Genomic DNA, 17,014 nt, shown 5'->3' with positions numbered 1-17,014 from the left:
ATCGGTCAACTCGATCGGTACTGCGGACGGGCCCGGATTCCCCATACGCATCAGGATAAGTATTTATCCGACGAATTTCAGGCGTATGGCACTAGCGAGTACTCCAGTGCGGTTTTGCGGTGCGAGGGTCACTCGCCGGCGGCGGCCTGTTCCCGCTTGCGGGCGCGGTAGGCGCGCAGGTTCGCGGCGTTGCCGCAGAACCGTACGTCGTGCCAGACGCCGCTGTTGTTGCGTGAACGGTCGTAGAACGCACACTGGCAGCGCTCGTTGCGGCATATCTTCAGTCGCCGCCGCTGGTCGGTCTGCTGGGCCTGGAGGCATTCGATCAGCACGAGCGATGCGACCCTCCGCCATCCGGTACCCGAAGGTTCTGCGACGACGGTGCCACGCTCGTCGACCCGCATCGAGACCGACAGTGTGGGAAGGGCGGCCAGTACCTGCGCGGACACGGCCTCGGCACCGTCGCTCTGATCGGAGAGAAGCCTGTGGAGAGCCCATCTCAGATCCCGCAGCGCCTCGCAGTCACGATCGGTGAGGTCCACCGCAGGAGCGGGCCGACCGGAAGCCGCGCTCCACTGGGCGAGCGCCTCGCTCAGCCACGTCTGCGCGGTGGTGGGGTCGTCGAGCCAGTCGGCATGGCGCGGCCTGCCGGCGGGCGAGGTGTTCAGCAGGTCCTGGACGAACGCGAGACCGCCGGGAGCAGGTTCCAAAGCGTAGCGCTCCGTGGCCGGCCACGTCATCGCGTTGTCCTTTCTCCGGGGACGCGACATCCCCTGGCGTCACGTACCACCGACACGGTGTGTCAGCGGATCCTAACGGACATGTCCGCACTGCCGACGTGCCCGTCAGGTGCTCCCCTCAGCGCTGTGGCATACGCCCCGTGTCACCCCGTTGCGGCGCGCTGGGTCACAGAGCGAGCAGGATGCGGCCGAAGGGGCCGCACTCGGCCAGGAGGCGTTGCGCCTCGGAAGCCTTCTCCAGCGGGAGGACCTGCGCCACCTTCGGGTGGAGCTCACCCTGCGAAACCAGGTCGAGCAGGGCCGTGTTGGCGGCGTTGACCTGCTCGGGAGTGAACAAGGCGAACCTGAATCCGTGGATGTGGGCGTTCTTCCATATCAGGTCGGTCACGTTGATCTCGGCGCGCACTCCAGCCGCGTAACCGATGCTGACGAGGGTGCCGCCCACGGCCAACGAACCGAGTGCCTCCCCGGTGACGGAACCCCCGACGCCGTCCAGCACGACGTCCACGCCCTTACCGTCCGTCAGCCGCGCCACCCCTTCACGCAGCGACTCGTGCGTGAGGTCGATGACCTCATACCCTGCGGCCCGGCCCAGCTCCGCCTTCTCGGTGGTGGTGGCCGTGGTGATGGCCTGCGACGCGCCCAGAACACGGGCGACCTCCACGCCGCCCTGACCGACCGCACCGCCGACGCCCGGCGCCAGTACGCTCCGGCCGCCGCGGAAGCCCGCCAACTCGTTCAGCGCCAGGTAAGCGGTCAGGTAACCGGCGCCGGTGGTCAGCGCGGCTGCGGTCTCGTCGTCGACGCCGTCCGGGATCGGCACCAGATGGGCCGCGTCGACCGCGATGTAGTCGGCCCACGAACCGTCGGTGCTCACCCCGTACCGTCCTCCGCTCAGCACGACACGGTCACCTGCGGCCAGTCCCGAGGCGCCGGGCTCCTCGACCCGCCCCACGCCGAAGCCACCCGGCCGGATCGGCAGCGGCTTGTGCAGGGCGGGTGCGAGTTTTCCCGAACGCACCGTCTCGTCCAGTGGGTTGACCCCGGCCACCGACATCCTGACGAGCACCTGCCCCTCGGTGGGCACCGGCAGGCGCCTCTCCCGCAACTCCAGTACGTCATAGCTGCCGAACCGGTCGTATTCAATCGCGCGCATGGTCGTTCCTCACCTCGGCCCCGCCGATCGGTCGGACGACCGATGGCTCAGAGCATGAAAGAAGCTTAAGCAGTTTGCCTATGTCTGTCCACTGGCTGGGTCGCACCCTGCCCTCAAGTCGACTTCGCCATACGTACGAGGTGGACGAGCGAAGCAGTCCCGCATGACTACGAGTGACCAATGAAGTCAACATAGGTGACATCTCCACGGCTATGTCTTGCCCGGAATCGATCGCGAGCTGGGATCGCCGTATCCGTGGCGGGATGCGCCGGCGCCGCCTGGCCGAGTGGACCGAGGTAGGTGATGCCGTGGGTGCGGTGGTAGGTGGCCGGCAACCGGTTCGGCCGACCATGGGCCGCCCACCCCGATCCGGCGGTCGGGCGGATGCCCAACGGCCCGAACTCGTCAAAGGCGAAGGTACGCTCCGGGCGGTGGGTCAGGGCGTATTCGATCCGGTCCAGCTTGGCGTCGACGTCCGGGTCGGGGACTCCTTCCACGTCTTGGTCCGTTGAAAGGTGACCCCCCGGCGGGCGAGCAGGGCACGTAACGCTTCCCGACCGATCCGCACAGCCCGCCCGGGAAGACGGGTCAGGTAGGCGGCGAGCTTGCGGATCGACCAGCGGGTGAAGGGATCGTTTCCGGTCACAGCACTAGGGATGTCGGGCCGGCGACGACACCGGCGCCGAGGCCGGCCAGGCGACGTCGTCGATCGCGAGCCACGGCGCCTCGGCCACGGCCGTGGGCGTGAGCCCGGCGAACGCCTTGATCTCGCGGTTGAGGTGGGACTGGTCGGCGTAGCCGCTTTCCGCGGCGACCCCGGCGGCGCAGTGCCCCGCCGCCAGAAGGTGGGCGGCGTGGTCGAACCGCACCAGCTGAGCGGCGCGTTTGGGGGTGATCCCGAGCTGCGACCGGAAACGGGACCACAGGCGCTTGCGACTCCAGCCGACCTCGTCCGCCACGCCGTCGACCCGCACCCGCCCCCGGCTCGCGAGCGTCCGCCGCCAGACGTGGGCGACCTCCGGATCTACCGGGGGACGGGCGTCCAGCCGCCGGCCGAGGAGGTCCCTCGCGATCGCGAACCGTTCGTCCCACGACGCGGCGGCGCGCAGCCTGTCCTCGGCTCGCCCGGCGTCGCGGCCCCAGACGTCCTGGAGGGGCACCACCGTGCCGCTGAGCTCGGCCGGCGCGCCGAACACGGCGGCCGCCGCGACCGGCTCCAGCCGGATCTGCAGGCACTCGACCCGGCGGCCGGCCGCCCGGAAATCGCCGGGAAGGAGCCCGGCGACGACACTGCCGCGCCGGCTCCGGCCGTGGGCGTCGTAGACGACGGCCTCCTCATCGCTCAGGTCGACGAACACGGTGACGAACGGGTACGCGACCATGGTGATGTCCCAGAGCGCGGGGGAGCGCTGGCGGAACCCGGCCATGCTCACCCCCGGCAGCCGGCCCGGCGCACCCGGGACCGCGACGTCCACCCACGCCCAGTCGTATGGGGTCCCCGTCGACGGCATACGACCAGCCTAATCACCCCAGCCGCACGTCGTGATCTCCGATGCCGGCGGGCGGCCCCGGGCCCCTGAGGGGAGGCTCCACGCTTTGTCGCGAAATTCGATTGCACGGCCTTGTTACGGTGGCCGCATGCCCTCTCAGCGTGCCCTGCTGCCGCGCTCGACACCGGCCGCCTCGGGGATGTCGTCCCGTTCGATCGGCGCGATGCTGGACCGGCTCGAAGCACGATCCGTCGAGTGCCACTCCATCATGGTCGTACGCCACGGTCACGTCGTCGCCGAAGGCTGGTGGGCGCCGTACTCGGCCGGACGCCCGCACCTTCTCTACTCGCTGACCAAGTCGTTCACCGCGGTCGCCGTCGGGCTCGCGATCGCCGACGGGCTGCTCGCGCTGGACGACCGGGTGGTGGACGTGCTGCCCGGCCACGTTCCGGCCGGCATCTCGGAGCAGGCACGCCGCATCACCGTTCACCACCTGCTGTCCATGACGACCGGACACCGCACGGACAGCCTCGCGGAGGCATGGCGGCTGGAACCCGGCGACCTGGTGAAGGGCTTCCTGCGCGTGCCCTTTCCCGAGACCGAGGGGACACGGCACGCCTACGACAACCCGACCACCTTCATCCTGGCCCGGATGGTGGAACGGGTCACGGGCCGCGGCCTCCCCGAGCTGCTCGACGAGCGCCTCTTCACGCCTATGGGCATCGACCGCGCGGAATGGGACCGGGTGGCGAGCGGTGCGGCCTTCGGGTTCCACGGACTGCACCTCACGACCGAGGCCGTGGCCGCCTTCGGCGAGCTGCTGCTGCGCGGAGGCCGTTGGGGCGACCGGCAGCTCGTCCCGCGCGAATGGGTGGAACTCGCGACCAGGCGGCACATCGACACCCTGCCGTTCGAGGACGGATCGGGGGACTCCGACTACCTGAGCGGCTACGGCTACCAGTTCTGGGTGTCGCGCCACGGTTACCACGGTGACGGCTCCTTCGGCCAGCAATGCGTGGTCGTCCCGTCGCACGACCTCGTGGTCGCCGTGACCGGCGCCCACACGCAGGCACAGGAGATGCTCGACGCACTGTGGGAGTGCCTGCTGCCGGGCATGGACCACTTCGACCGGAAGGCGGGAAGCACCCGGGACGACGAGATCCTCGCCGAGCGGCTGCGGCGGCTGTCGTTCGCGCCGGTGCCCGGTTCGGCCGCCCCGGGGCGTCCCGTCAAGGCGAGCATCGACGCCTCCGCCGAGGGTTCCGCTCTGCCCGGCGGAACCCCGGTGATCGTCGATCCCGTGGACGGTGGATGGCTCCTGCGGTTCGGATCGTCCCTCGATGTCGAGGTCGGCCACGGCGTATGGCGGGAGAGTTCGCCGCTCGGCCGCCCTGTCGTCGCGACCGGCGCCTGGCAGGGCGGCACGTTCGTCGCCGAGCTCTACGTCATCACCACTCCGCACCGGGTCAGGCTGGTGGTCGACGCCGGAGCCGGGACAGCGGTGGCGACGTGGAACATCGTCCCCCTGACCGGTCCCGATCTGGAGTTGCACCTGCGGTCGCCGCTGATGACACGGCCCGACGTCGCGTAGGCGATGCCGGCGAGGCGCGCGAGCGCCGGCCGCTCCGTCCCCCGTGACACCGGTCGCGTCGGGCGGGTCCCGCCATGTGGGAGACAATGCGAGCCATGACGAATCCTCCCGGAGGCGCCGCGGGCAGGCCGCCCGGCGTGCAGCTCGACGCCGTGCTGGAGCGGATCACCTACGCCAACGAGGAGACCGGTTACACGATCGCCAGGGTCGCCACCGAGCGGTCCGGCACCGAGCTGCTGACCGTCGTCGGCCCGCTGCTCGGGGCGCAGGTGGGCGAGTCACTGCGGCTCACCGGCCGCTGGGGCTCCCACCCCAAGTACGGCAGGCAGTTCGAGGTCTGGTCGTACTCGACCGTCCTGCCGGCGACGATCCAGGGCATCCAGCGCTACCTGGGCTCCGGGCTGATCAAGGGCATCGGCCCGAAGATGGCCGAGCGGATCGTCGACCACTTCGGCACCGACACCCTGCGGATCATCGAGGAGGAGCCCAAGCGCCTGGTCGAGGTCCCCGGCCTCGGGCCCAAGCGGACCAAGATGATCGCCGCCGCCTGGGAGGAACAGAAGATCATCAAGGAGGTGATGATCTTCCTGCAGGGCGTCGGGGTGTCCACCTCCATCGCCGTGCGCATCTTCAAGCAGTACGGCGAGGACTCCATCGACGTGGTCCGCAAGGAGCCCTACCGGCTCGCCGACGACGTGTGGGGCATCGGGTTCAAGACCGCCGACACCATCGCGCAGGCCGTGGGCATCCCGCACGACAGTCCCGAGCGGGTCAAGGCCGGTCTGCGCTACACGCTGTCGCAGGCCGCCGACGACGGCCACTGCTATCTGCCCGCCCCCAACCTGGTCGCCGACGCCGTCAAGATCCTGGAGGTGCCGCCCGACCTGACCGCTGCCTGCCTGGAGGAGCTCGTCGCCGAGGAGGGCGTGGTCCGCGAGGAGGTCCCCGCCAGGGGAAGCGGCGAGCAGAACGGAGACGGCGACGAGAGCACCGTTCCCGCGATCTACCTCGTCCCCTTCCACCGTGCCGAGCTGTCGCTGGCCGGCACCCTGCGCACCCTGCTGACCTCCGGCCACGACCGGCTCGGGGCGTTCGCGGACGTGGACTGGCCGGCCGCCTTCGACTGGCTGCGCGGCCGGACCGGCGCCGATCTCGCGCCCGAGCAGGCCGAGGCCGTACGGCTCGCGCTGACCGAGAAGGTCGCCGTCCTGACCGGCGGCCCCGGCTGCGGCAAGAGCTTCACCGTGCGCTCGGTGGTGACCCTCGCCCGCGCGAAGCGGGCCAAGGTCATCCTGGCCGCCCCGACCGGCCGGGCGGCCAAGCGGCTGGCGGAGCTGACCGGTCACGAGGCCACCACCGTGCACCGGCTGCTCCAGCTGCGCCCCGGCGGGGACCCCACCTTCGACCGCGACAACCCCCTCGACGCCGACCTGGTCGTGGTGGACGAGGCGTCCATGCTCGACCTGCTGCTGGCCAACAAGCTCGCCAAGGCGGTCGCCCCGGGCGCGCACCTGCTGTTCGTCGGCGACGTCGACCAGCTTCCCTCGGTCGGCGCCGGAGAGGTGCTGCGCGACCTGCTGGCCGCTCCCGGCATCCCCCGGGTGCGCCTGACGCAGATCTTCCGCCAGGCGCAGGAGTCCGGCGTGGTCGTCAACGCCCACCGCGTCAACACCGGCCAGCACCCGCTGGTGCGCGAGTTCCCCGACTTCTTCCTGTTCTCCTGCGAGGAGCCCGAGGAGATCGCCGCCCTGACCGTGGACGTCGTCGCCCGGCGCATCCCCAGGAAGTTCGGGCTCAACCCGCGCAGGGACGTACAGGTGCTGGCGCCCATGCACCGCGGCCCGGCGGGCGCCGGCGCGCTCAACATCGCCCTGCAGGAGGCGCTGACCCCCGCCCGCGAGGGCATGCCCGAGCGCCGGTACGGCGGGAGGGTCTTTCGCGTCGGCGACAAGGTCACCCAGCTGCGCAACAACTACGACAAGGGCGCGGCCGGGGTGTTCAACGGCACGGTCGGCGTCGTCACCGCCATCACCTCCGAGGAGAGCAAGCTGACCGTGCTGACCGACGAGGACGAGAACGTCGACTACTCCTTCGACGAGCTCGACGAACTCGCCCACGCCTACGCGGTCAGCATCCACCGCTCCCAGGGGAGCGAGTATCCGGCCGTGGTCATCCCGCTGGCCACCAGCGCCTGGATGATGCTGCAGCGCAACCTCCTCTACACCGCGATCACCCGGGCCAAGAAGCTCGTGGTCATCGTCGGGTCGCGGCGGGCGCTCGGCCAGGCCGTGCGCACGCGGGGGGCGGGTCGCCGCCACACGGGGCTGACCCACCGCCTCCGCGTGCTCTGAACTGTCGTGTCCCGGCCGGCGCGCCCGCCCCTGCCGCCGGTCGTCAGTACATCGAGGTGTAGGTCACGAACGACGCCTGGTTGACCCTGGTGGTGGCGTTGTAGCACGCGACGTCACGGACGTAGGTGGTCGACCCCGAGGTCGTCCACAGGGTGAGCAGGTTGCAGAACCCCGGTCCGGGGCCGTACGCCGTGACCTGCACGTTGTTGGGCAGCGCCCCGACCTTGGGGAAGGTCACGAGACGCAGGCCGGTCCCGGCCGACTGGACCGTGTTGACCGCGCCGGGGTAGTTGAAGTTGATCGCGGGGGGCACCGGCGCGTACGGCCCGGGGTTGGCCGGGGTGTTGTCGAAGGTGTAGGCGAACAGCTTCGGCGGCGCGAACGCTCCGGTGATGGCCCGCTCGCGCTGGTAGGTGAGGGTCCAGCCGGTGTCGAGTGGGTTGACGGTGGCGTCGTGGCACAGCACCTGGATCTTCTGCCCGGACGTCGCCCAGCTCCAGGCGCCCACCTTGCAGCGCGCCGGCTGACCCGAGTCGACCGCGGTGACCTGGATGTTCCCCGCCTGCACCGAGGAGCCGAGACCGGGCAGCCAGACGGTCCAGTCGCCGGTGGCGTTGTGGAAGACGGAGTTCGCCGCGAGCGAGGAGTTGTAGCCGGAGGCGATGGAGCTGCCGTTCCAGAAGACGTAGCCGAACGCCTGCGCCGCCGAGAACAGCGCCCCGCTGCTGCTGCCGAAGACGATGGAGAACAGCGCCTTGGCCGGGCCGCCGCCGAACCGGTAGCACCGCACCGCCACCATCTCGTCGGTGCCGACCTGGCCCCACTTCTCGATCTGGCACCACTCGGCCGACTGCGAGATCGCCGTCACGTGCGCGATCCCGCCGCCGGAGGGGACCCCGATCTGCGGGAACCGCACGAAGTACTCCCCGGGAACGCCGGGCGTGACGGAGACCGCACCGGATGTCCAGCTGCCCGCCTGGTAGGACAGGTTCGGCACGCCGGAGCTGGTGTCGACGTAGGCGAAGCCCCACGCGTCGGGAACCGCCGCGTTCGCGGTCCCCGTCCCGGCGGCGGCGCCCGCGGCGACCGTCGCACACAGTAGAAGTAATCGGGTGAACACGGAGCGTAACAAGCGCATGCCGTCCTCCATCGCGGTGGTGCCCAGTGGGCGTACGAGATGTCGACGCCGGGTTGCCGGCGGGTGGTGCCCGTTCGTGGAGCCGTGGAACGTTCTAGAAGGGCGCGGAGTTCACGATCACCCTTCCGCCCTGTGATAACCCGCGGACCGATCTTTGAGAAGGCCCAAAGGCCCACATGTCGTACATCGCCATTTAGGCGTGAAACGTTCATCTTTCGACGGTTGCCGAAGGATCACGGCCCTAGCCTGCCGGAGAGACGACCACCACAGAAAGGGGGAAGGGGGCGGGCCTCCACGCGTCCCCGGCCACCGATGACAGCCGATCCGCCCGCCGTTCTGGAACGGCGGCTCACCCGGCACGCGGACGTGCGCGCCGTGCTCGCCGACCCCCGCTTCCTCGTCCCCGCCGTCCCCGCCGCCCCCGCCGCGCAACCCGGCACGGGGATGGCGTGGCTGCGGGGGGCGGTCAGCAGGTTCAGCAACGGGGCCGAGCACGCCTGCCGCCGCGCGCGCGCCGAGGGGTTGCTCGACGCCCTCGACCCCGTACGGCTGCGCCGCGAGGCCCGCGAGCAGGCCGGAGCCGAACTGGCGGGCGGCTCCCGGGTGGACGTGATGGCCAGGATCGCCCGCCGCGTCCCGGTCGGCGTCCTCGCCACCCGGCTCGGCGTCCCGGAGGACCGGCGGGAGGAGGTGGCCGCCGCGGTGACGGCCATGGCCGCCGCCTACCACCTCCCGCCCGCGCCCGGTGCGGCGTCCGCCGGGGACGCGGCGGTGGCCGTGCTGGCGGACGCGCTGGGCGAGGGGGAGGGGCTCGAACCCGGCCTGCTGGCCGCGGTGGCCGGGGCACTGATCCAGGCGTGTGACGCCACCGCCGGCCTGGTGGGCAACACCCTCGCCGTCGTGGCCCGCCTGCCCGCCGACCTGTCCGTACGGTGGCCGGTCGAGGCGCTGCTCGCCGAGACCCTGCGGTGGGACCCGCCCGTACGGCTCACGCGCCGGGTGGCGGCCGAGGACGCCGCAGCCGGAGGAGTCCCCGTGCCCGCGGGGGCCGTCCTCGTGCTGGACCTGGCGGCGGCCAACCGGGACCCCGAGGTCTTCCCCGACCCGCACCGTTTCGACCCCGGCCGTTTCGACTCCGAGCGCTTCGACTCTGGCCCTTGCCAGCAGGCCCCTGGCGGAAGCGGCGGGCACCTGGGCTTCGGCAGCGGGATCAGGCCCTGCCCCGGTGAGCGGGCCGCGCTCGCCCTGGCGGCGGGCGTCGTGGAGGCCGCTCTCACACACCGCCTCGCCGACCCCGAGATCCCGTACGAGCCGTCGCCGAACCTGCGCGTGCCCGCCAGCCTCCACCTTGAGGGCACCCACACCACGAAAGGACCCCGATGAGCACCCACGGCGAGACGTTCCGCGCGCTACACGAGTCTGAATTCCGTGCTCTGCACCAGTCTGATTTCCGTGCTCTGCACTATGCGAAGCAGCCGCTGGTGCTGCCCAACGCCTGGGATTACGCCTCGGCGGCCGTCCTGGCCGCCGCGGGGTTCGCCGCGATCGGGACCACGAGCCTCGGCGTCGCCGCGGCGGCGGGCAAGCCCGACGCGACCGGTGACACCGCGGAGGAGACGCTCGCGCTGGCCCGGCGGCTGGCCGGGCTGCCCTGCCCGGTGTCGGTGGACATCGAGGGCGGCTTCGCGGACACGCCGGAGGGGGTGGCCGAGATCGCCGCCGAGCTGGCCGCGCTCGGCGTGGCAGGCGTCAACATCGAGGACGGCCGGCCGGGCGGGACGCTGGCGGATCTCGGCGAGCGGTGCGAGACGATCGCGGCGGTCAAGGCGAAGGCTCCGGGCCTGTTCGTCAACGCCCGCACCGACACCTACTGGCTTGGGGCCGGGGACCTGGCCACGACCGTCGGCCGGCTGCGGGCCCTCGCCGAGGCCGGAGCCGACGGCGTGTTCGTCCCCGGGGTCGCCGACGGCGACGACGTACGGGCGCTGGTGGACGCGGTCGATCTGCCGCTCAACGTGCTGTTCCTGCCCGGCCGCCACACCGTCGCGGGTCTGGCCGCGCTGGGCGTGCGCCGGATCAGCACCGGCTCGTTGCTGCTGCGGGCCGCTCTGCACGCCGTGGCCGAGACCGCGCGGGCGGTCGCCTCGGGCGGGCAGATCCCCGCCGGCCTTCCCTCGTACGAGGACGTGCAGGCCCTCATATGACGGGCGCTGACTTGCCACTTGATCAGTCTTGACCTGCACCTTACCGTCTACAGAGACGAGCCCGTCGGAGAAGCGACCGAAATGTGACCTAAGCGCAGGAGAAAATGCCAACATAGGAGGCAACCCCGAATAAGGTCTTATAGTGCCCTTCGCGCTCATGGGGGAGTAGTTGTGCTGAGCACTGGAAGTCGTTCGAGGTGGCCGATCGCCGGAGTCGCCGTGGCGCTGGCCGCGACTCTGTCGGCATGCTCCGGCGGATCGGGCACGCCAGGCTCGACGGGCGGGGACTCCGGCGACGCCGCGCCCGCCGTACCGGCACCGAAGATCACGATCAGCCCGGCGACGGGCAGCGCGAAGGTGCGTCCCGACAAGACCGTGGTCGTCACGGCCGCCGACGGCGAGCTGGAAGAGGTCACCGTCCAGGCGGGCGACGAGACGGTCGAGGGCGAGTTCGACTCCACGCACACCAAGTGGACCTCCAAGGAACCGCTGAAGCCCTCCGCCAAGTACACCGTGTCGGCGAAGGCCACCGGCAAGGGCGGCCCGGCGGCCGCGACCAGCCGCTTCACCACTCTCAAGCCCAAGGTCGGGCTGGAGGTCGTGGACGTCACCCCCGGCATCAAGGGGGAGACCGTCGGCGTCGGCATGCCGATCATGGTCAGGTTCAACGCGCCGGTGCAGGACAAGGCCGCCGTGGAGCAGGCTCTTGAGGTGGACGCGGAGAAGCCGGTCAAGGGCGCGTGGCGGTGGATCGACGACAAGTACGTCATCTACCGGACCGCCAAGTACTGGCCCGCGCACCAGAAGGTGAAGTTCACCGCGCACCTGACCGGCGTGAAGGCCGGGCCGGACACCTACGGCATGGAGGACCACAGCACGACCATCAAGATCGGCGCCGCCTGGATCAGCTCGGTCAGCACCAAGACCCACATGATGGTGGTCCGGCGCGACGGCAAGGTCGTGCAGACCATGAAGATCAGTGCCGGCATGGCGACCACCCGCGAGTACACGACCACCAGCGGCGTCCACTTGACCATGGAACGCGGCAACCCGGTCACGATGATCTCTCCGGGCAAGAAGGAGGGCGACCCCGGCTACTACAAGGAGATCGTCAACCACGCGGTGCGCATCTCCAACAGCGGCGAGTACGTCCACAGCGCGCCCTGGTCGGTGGGCTCCCAGGGCCGGGCCAACGTGAGCCACGGCTGCGTCAACGCCAGCCCCTCCCAGGCCAAGTGGTTCTACGACAACTTCCACCGGGGAGACGTCGTCAAGATCGTCGGTACCAGCCGGATCCTGGAGTGGAACAACGGCTGGGGCTTCTGGCAGATGCCGTTCAGCAAGTGGCAGCAGGGCAGCGCACTCGAATCGTGATCCCTCGCTCGCATCGAGGAATTCCGAAATATGGGTGGGGGAGCTGTAGCCTGGGCTCATGGTGGAGAGCGTGACCTCACCGGATCCCGAGCTGGTCGAGGCGTTGCGTGCGCTGTCGAACCCGATGCGGTTGCAGCTGCTGATGTGGCTGCGTGAGCCCGAGCGTCACTTCCCGCTGCACGAAGCGATCGCCGACCCGGCCGAGGTCGGCGTGTGCGTGAGCCACATCCAGGCCAGGGCGGGGCTCGCGCAGTCGACGGTGTCCGCGTACATGGCCGAGCTGCAGCGGGCGGGCCTGGTGAAGGGCACGCGGGTGGGCAAGTGGACCCACTACAAGCGCGACGAGGAGCGCATCGCCCGGCTCGTCGCCTCCCTGGGGGAGACGCTCTAGAACCACGACGTCGCATGACGCCCGCTCTCGCATTGGGGTTCATATCGAAAATCTGCGATACTTCGATATATAGATCGGAGACGAGCACGAGGAGACACCGATGGGCGACCTCGACGGCCTGAACCTGGGCAGGTTCGGCGTCTACACCTTCGACTTCGAGCACCAGCCCGCCGCGCTGATGCGCGAATCGATCCAGGAACTGGAGGATCGGGGATGGCCTGCGTTCTGGATCCCGGAGCTGGCGGGGCGTGAGGCGTTCACGCACGCCGGTTACCTGCTCTCCTGCACCCGGCGGATCGCCGTCGTCAACGGCATCGCGCGGATCTGGTCGCGCGAGGCCCCGTGGGCGTACGGCGCCGCACTGCTCCTGGCCGACGCCTACCCCGGACGGCACGTGCTCGGCCTGGGCTTCGGCGGCGCCCCGAGGCCGGGAGTCACGCCGCTGGCGGCGATGGCCGCATATCTCGACGACATGGACGCGGTGCGGACGTCCAACCCGCTGCCGCGGACGCCGATGCGCCGCATCCTGGCGGCGTACGGGCCCAAGATGCTCGAACTGGCCCGTGACCGCTCCGCCGGCGCCCTCACCTACCACGTCACGGTGGAGCACACCGCGCGAGCGCGGGAGATCCTCGGACCGGACGCGTTCCTGGGCGTCGAGCACGCGGTGCTGTTCGAGACCGACCCGCCAGGCCCCGCGCGGCCGCTCGGCCCTCCACTCCCAAAGGTGGCCCCAGCCCCAAGGTAGGTCTGATTGCGCCGCAGTCCCTGGCCTAGGGTGTGACTTCGATGGCTTGGTGGCGTGAATTACTCCGCGGTGGTTGGCGCTCGTCGGCAGGGCAGTTGCCGTGGAGGGATTCCTTCGTAGACGCCGTCCGCAGGAGACCACCGCTCTCGCTGCCCCTTTTTCGACCTACGTGAGCTGCATCCCTATGGGGTTTGGAGCCAGGCTAGGACGGCGCGTACGCGGCGGTTGTCGTCGGCGGCGGGCTCCAGCCCCAGCTTGGTGAAGATGGCGTTCACGTGCGTCTCGACCGTCTTGCGGCCGAGGTAGAGGCGCTCGGCGATGGCCGCGTTGCTGCGGCCCTCCGCCATCAGGGCCAGGACCTGCCGTTCCCTGCCGGTCAGGTGATCCAGGGGATCCTTGCCCGGCGCGGCGGGGAGTAGGGCGGCGATGACGTCGGGGTCGAGGACGCAGCCGCCGCGGGCGATGCGACGGATCGCGTCCAGGAAGTCGTCGATGTCGGTGACGCGGTCCTTGAGCAGGTATCCCAGCGCGGTGCCGCCAGTGCGGAATAGGTCGAGTGCGCGTCCGGCGTGTACCCACTGCGACAGCAGCAGGATGCCCAGGTGCGGGTACCGCTCGCGGAGGATCGTGGCCGCCCGCAGGCCTTCGTCGGTGTGGGTGGGCGGCATCCGGATGTCGACGATGGCGACGTCGGGCTGGTGCTCGGCGACCCGCGCCAGGAGTTCGTCGGCCGTGCCCGCGGTGGCGGCGACGGTATGGCCCGCGCTGGCCAGCAGGTGCGCGATGCCCTCACGGAGCAGGGCGCTGTCGTCGGCGATCACGACGCGCATGGCAACTCCGCTCGCAGGATGGTGCCGTGTCCTGGCCGGCTGTCGACACGCATGGTGCCGTTGACGGCAGCGACGCGATCGGCCAGGCCCTGCAACCCGCCGCCGGGCGCGAGGACGGCCCCGCCGTTCCCGTCGTCACGAACCTCGACACCCACGGTGTCGTCCGGGTGGCGGGTGATGGTGATCGACAGCTGGGTGGCGGCGGCGTGCTTGACGGCGTTGGTCAGGGCTTCGCAGGTGAAGAACCAGGCGGTGGCCTCGACGACGTCGGGCAGGCGCTGCTGGGTGATGTCGAGGGTAACGGGGATCGGCAGGCGGGCGGTGACGGTGCGCAGGGCCACGGCCAGTCCCTCGTCGGCCAGGACTGGGGGCAGGATGCTGCGGGTCAGTTCGCGCAGCTCGTCCACGGCGGCGCGCAGTTCGGCCACGGCCTCGCCGAGGACAGCGGCGGTCCGACGGTTGGTGGGGGCGAGGTCGCGTTCTGCGATCCGTAGCCGTAGGGCTAGCGCGACCAGCCGCTGCTGCGGGCCGTCGTGCAGGTCGCGTTCGATGCGGCGCCGGTTGCTGTCGTCGGCTTGCACGATGCGGTTGCGCGAGGCGGTCACCTCGGCTAGCCGTACGGCGGCGCGGGCGTGCAGCGCCGCGTTCTCCAGCGGCAGGGCGGCCGCGGTCAGCGCGGCGTCGACCAGCCGGGGTTCGTCGGCGAGGCGCTGGTCAAGGTCGACGAGTGCGACGGGCGCGCCGCCCGCGGAAACCTCGCGCCGCAGCCGCGGCGGTCCTGGCCTGCTCGGCGTGCCGTCCAGCTCGATGATTCCGTCACCGTCGAGGTAGGCGATCGTGGCGGTCGGATCGTCCACGGCGCGGCGCAGCGCCGCCAGCAGGTCGGCGGGTGAGGCGGTTCCCGCGCGCAGGTCGTGGGTGAACTGGTCGATGGCGCGCACGGCCAGCCAGGTTCGCCGGTCGAAGTGGCGGTCGACCAGGGCGCGTACGGCGCGCAGCAGCGGACGGAACGCGGTAGCCACGGCCAGCGTGGCGGCGGCCACGGCCCAGCTCGAGCCGATGCCGAGCAGCGCGGCGAGTGCTCCCGCGCCGATCGCGACGGCCGCGTACAGCCCCACGAGCAGCGCCGTGATGACCGCGTAGGTGATGGTCTGGCCGACCAGCCGGTCGACGTCGAAGAGCCGATGCCGGCGCATCGCTACGGTCACGGCGACCAGGAACGGGATCGGCGCGACCAGCGACGTGACGGTTTCCGCGCCGGCCAGACCCGCCTGCGCGAGCGCCGCGGTGGCGGCGATCAGCGAGGCGGTCAGCACTACCCCCCACAACGACAGCCGCAGCTGGGCACGCTCGTGGCCGCGGGTCCCGCGCAGCCGTACCACCAACGACACCACCCCGGCCAGCATCGCGACGGCGGCGAACGCCTCGCTCGCCGCGATCACCCGCAGCGGCCCGTCCAGCTCGGCCGGGATGGCGATGTCGACCGGACCGTTGTCGGCGACGATCGCCGCCACCCGGTGCGGCCACAGCGCCACCGCGACCGCCACCGCGCCGCCCAGCCATCCGGCCAGATACAGCGCGAACACCGGCCGCCAGCGGCGCGAGGGCAGCCGCCCGTCCGGGAACAGGAACTGAAACAGCGGCAGCGACGCCCCGGCCAGCGTCCCGACGATCTCTCCGATCGCCGCGACCGTGCCGACCTGCGAGCCGACGTTCCCTGCGCGGACCTGGCCGGCGGCCCAGCTGTAGCAGAGGCTGAAGGCGACGATCAGGACCCCGCCTGCCAGGAAGCCCCAGGCGGCGCGGTTGGCGGGCCTGCGGTCCACGATGACCGCGCCGAGCACGCATGCCCCGGATCCGCTCACGATGCCGACGAACGAGGTCGGATCCCAGGCCCGGGCCAGCACCGGGCCGAGCAGTCCTGACAACCCCGCAGACACGCCGACGATCCAGCCGGCCGCCCGCAGGACCTCGCCGCGAGTTTCCACGTAGGCGATCGTCGCCTGCGGCCGCCATCTGCCACAAGGGGGCAACCCGCCGATCGTCTCCGGGAAAACCCGGAGCCAACCGCAGGGCCGCCACCCAGGACCGCGACACGTCGCCGAGGCCATCGTCTATCCCATGAACGCACTCACCACCACGACCCGCCGCCCGATGGGCACGCTGCTGGCTACGGCCAGCCTCATCGCCGGGCCGGCCCTGATCGGGCTGGCCCTGGCCAGCCTGCCGGATCTCTGGAACGGCGACAGGCCCGACTATCAGGTCATCGACGCCGACCACGGCCTGGCGCTGCTGTCGTTCAACCTCGCCGCGCTCGCTTTCCCGTTCCTGTTCGGCTCGGCCGTGGTGCTGGCGTTGGCCGCCCGCCGGTCCTCCCGGCTGGCCGCCACCGGGCTGGTCTGCGGCTTCCTGGGCCTGACGGCGATGTTCGGCAACGCCATGCTCAGTGTCCCGCTGGTGCTGATGAACGGCCTGCCCGACCACGGCGGCCTCGATCAGCTGGCGGGGCGGCTGGACAGCCCACCGCTGCTCCCGCTGCTGCTCTTCCCGCTCTTCATCGTCGGCTCCGCGCTGCAGGCGCTGTCCCTGTGGCGCTCCCGCGCCATCCCGGGCTGGGCGGCGGCGGCCGTCGGCCTGGGCGGTCTCTTTCCCGCCGCGATGGTCCTCGACGTGCCGGCTCTGGCCGTCCCCATCGCCGCCCTGCGCATCGCCGGCTCCATCCCCGTCATCACGATGCTCAACCGGAAGGAAATCCCATGAATCTCATGAAGCGCGGCCTGCTCCTCCTGGCCGCTGCCACCACGCTGGTTCCCGCGCTCGCCGCCTCGCCGGCTGCAGCCGAACCCGTCATCTAGCCGAGCACAGCGGCAAGTGCCTGGACGTCCAGGACGCCAGCCGCGCCCACGGCGCCAACGTCCTGCAGGCCACCTGCTCCGATCGCTCCAACCAAATCTGGCGCCTGCGAACCCCGTGATCTTGAGCTTGGCCGGTCGAGGAAACA

General features: G+C 71.0%; 14 protein-coding genes and 2 pseudogenes. 9 read left to right on the top strand and 7 right to left on the bottom strand.

Translation table 11 applies throughout. The annotated features are described in order from the left end of the window. Positions 1-128: 128 nt before the first annotated feature. The 4 genes and pseudogenes from BXA11_RS10405 to BXA11_RS10390 all read right to left on the bottom strand — a co-directional run bounded on the left by BXA11_RS10405 (position 129) and on the right by BXA11_RS10390 (position 3,407). The gene (locus BXA11_RS10405) at positions 129-740 is read right to left on the bottom strand and encodes a CGNR zinc finger domain-containing protein (RefSeq protein WP_076434302.1); all 612 of its coding nucleotides are present in this window, start codon (positions 738-740) and stop codon (positions 129-131) included. 166 nt (positions 741-906) lie between these two features. After that, on the bottom strand, positions 907-1,896 hold the full coding sequence (locus BXA11_RS10400; protein ID WP_076434301.1) for a quinone oxidoreductase family protein: 990 nt from the start codon (positions 1,894-1,896) through the stop codon (positions 907-909). Between the two features lie 296 nt (positions 1,897-2,192). Next, positions 2,193-2,527, bottom strand: a pseudogene (locus BXA11_RS45630) (IS630 family transposase); the annotation flags it as partial. 19 nt (positions 2,528-2,546) lie between these two features. After that, entirely contained in the window at positions 2,547-3,407 is an 861-nt protein-coding gene (locus BXA11_RS10390) for a helix-turn-helix domain-containing protein (protein ID WP_076434300.1), read from the bottom strand. A 127-nt stretch (positions 3,408-3,534) separates the two neighbouring features. Here BXA11_RS10390 and BXA11_RS10385 point away from each other — a divergent pair, with 127 nt between their 5' ends. Both BXA11_RS10385 and recD2 read left to right on the top strand, forming a co-directional pair. Continuing rightward, a complete protein-coding gene (locus BXA11_RS10385; RefSeq protein ID WP_204053930.1) occupies positions 3,535-4,977 on the top strand; it encodes a serine hydrolase domain-containing protein in 1,443 nt (480 codons plus the stop codon). A gap of 95 nt (positions 4,978-5,072) precedes the next feature. Continuing rightward, on the top strand, positions 5,073-7,328 hold the full coding sequence (gene recD2, locus BXA11_RS10380) for an SF1B family DNA helicase RecD2 (RefSeq protein ID WP_143734178.1): 2,256 nt from the start codon (positions 5,073-5,075) through the stop codon (positions 7,326-7,328). A 43-nt stretch (positions 7,329-7,371) separates the two neighbouring features. On the opposite strand, the gene BXA11_RS10375 is transcribed toward recD2, so the two are convergent. Next, complete coding sequence (locus BXA11_RS10375; protein WP_143734177.1) at positions 7,372-8,466, bottom strand: hypothetical protein; 1,095 nt, start codon at positions 8,464-8,466, stop codon at positions 7,372-7,374. A gap of 312 nt (positions 8,467-8,778) precedes the next feature. Between BXA11_RS10375 and BXA11_RS44445 the strand changes: the two genes are divergently transcribed. The 5 genes from BXA11_RS44445 (at position 8,779) to BXA11_RS10350 (ending at position 13,183) form a co-directional block, all read left to right on the top strand. Beyond that, positions 8,779-9,849, top strand: a complete 1,071-nt coding sequence (locus tag BXA11_RS44445; RefSeq protein ID WP_076434296.1) for a cytochrome P450 — start codon at positions 8,779-8,781, stop codon at positions 9,847-9,849. Next, a complete protein-coding gene (locus BXA11_RS10365) occupies positions 9,846-10,670 on the top strand; it encodes an isocitrate lyase/PEP mutase family protein (RefSeq protein WP_083744113.1) in 825 nt (274 codons plus the stop codon). The genes BXA11_RS44445 and BXA11_RS10365 overlap by 4 nt, the downstream gene beginning before the upstream one ends. A 171-nt stretch (positions 10,671-10,841) precedes the next feature. Further along, entirely contained in the window at positions 10,842-12,044 is a 1,203-nt protein-coding gene (locus BXA11_RS10360; RefSeq protein ID WP_239105208.1) for a L,D-transpeptidase, read from the top strand. A gap of 58 nt (positions 12,045-12,102) precedes the next feature. Beyond that, positions 12,103-12,435 carry an ArsR/SmtB family transcription factor gene (locus tag BXA11_RS10355; protein WP_076434295.1) on the top strand — a complete coding sequence of 111 codons (333 nt, stop codon included), beginning with the start codon at positions 12,103-12,105 and terminating at the stop codon, positions 12,433-12,435. Between the two features lie 100 nt (positions 12,436-12,535). Further along, on the top strand, positions 12,536-13,183 hold the full coding sequence (locus BXA11_RS10350) for an LLM class flavin-dependent oxidoreductase (RefSeq protein WP_083744112.1): 648 nt from the start codon (positions 12,536-12,538) through the stop codon (positions 13,181-13,183). A gap of 182 nt (positions 13,184-13,365) precedes the next feature. On the opposite strand, the gene BXA11_RS10345 is transcribed toward BXA11_RS10350, so the two are convergent. Together BXA11_RS10345 and BXA11_RS10340 are read right to left on the bottom strand one after the other, a co-directional pair. Further along, on the bottom strand, positions 13,366-14,013 hold the full coding sequence (locus tag BXA11_RS10345) for a response regulator transcription factor (RefSeq protein ID WP_076434294.1): 648 nt from the start codon (positions 14,011-14,013) through the stop codon (positions 13,366-13,368). After that, positions 14,001-16,001 carry a sensor histidine kinase gene (locus BXA11_RS10340; RefSeq protein WP_076434293.1) on the bottom strand — a complete coding sequence of 667 codons (2,001 nt, stop codon included), beginning with the start codon at positions 15,999-16,001 and terminating at the stop codon, positions 14,001-14,003. The genes BXA11_RS10345 and BXA11_RS10340 overlap by 13 nt, the downstream gene beginning before the upstream one ends. A gap of 133 nt (positions 16,002-16,134) precedes the next feature. Here BXA11_RS10340 and BXA11_RS44440 point away from each other — a divergent pair, with 133 nt between their 5' ends. Next, positions 16,135-16,773, top strand: a complete 639-nt coding sequence (locus tag BXA11_RS44440) for a hypothetical protein (protein ID WP_076434292.1) — start codon at positions 16,135-16,137, stop codon at positions 16,771-16,773. Between the two features lie 109 nt (positions 16,774-16,882). After that, positions 16,883-16,987, top strand: a pseudogene (locus tag BXA11_RS45720) (RICIN domain-containing protein); the annotation flags it as partial. Positions 16,988-17,014: the final 27 nt, after the last annotated feature.

Source organism: Microbispora rosea (genome assembly GCF_900156315.1).
GTDB lineage: Bacteria > Actinomycetota > Actinomycetes > Streptosporangiales > Streptosporangiaceae > Microbispora > Microbispora rosea.
Note: the sequence above shows the minus strand (reverse complement) of the source record. Positions and strands in the feature narration are given on the sequence as shown.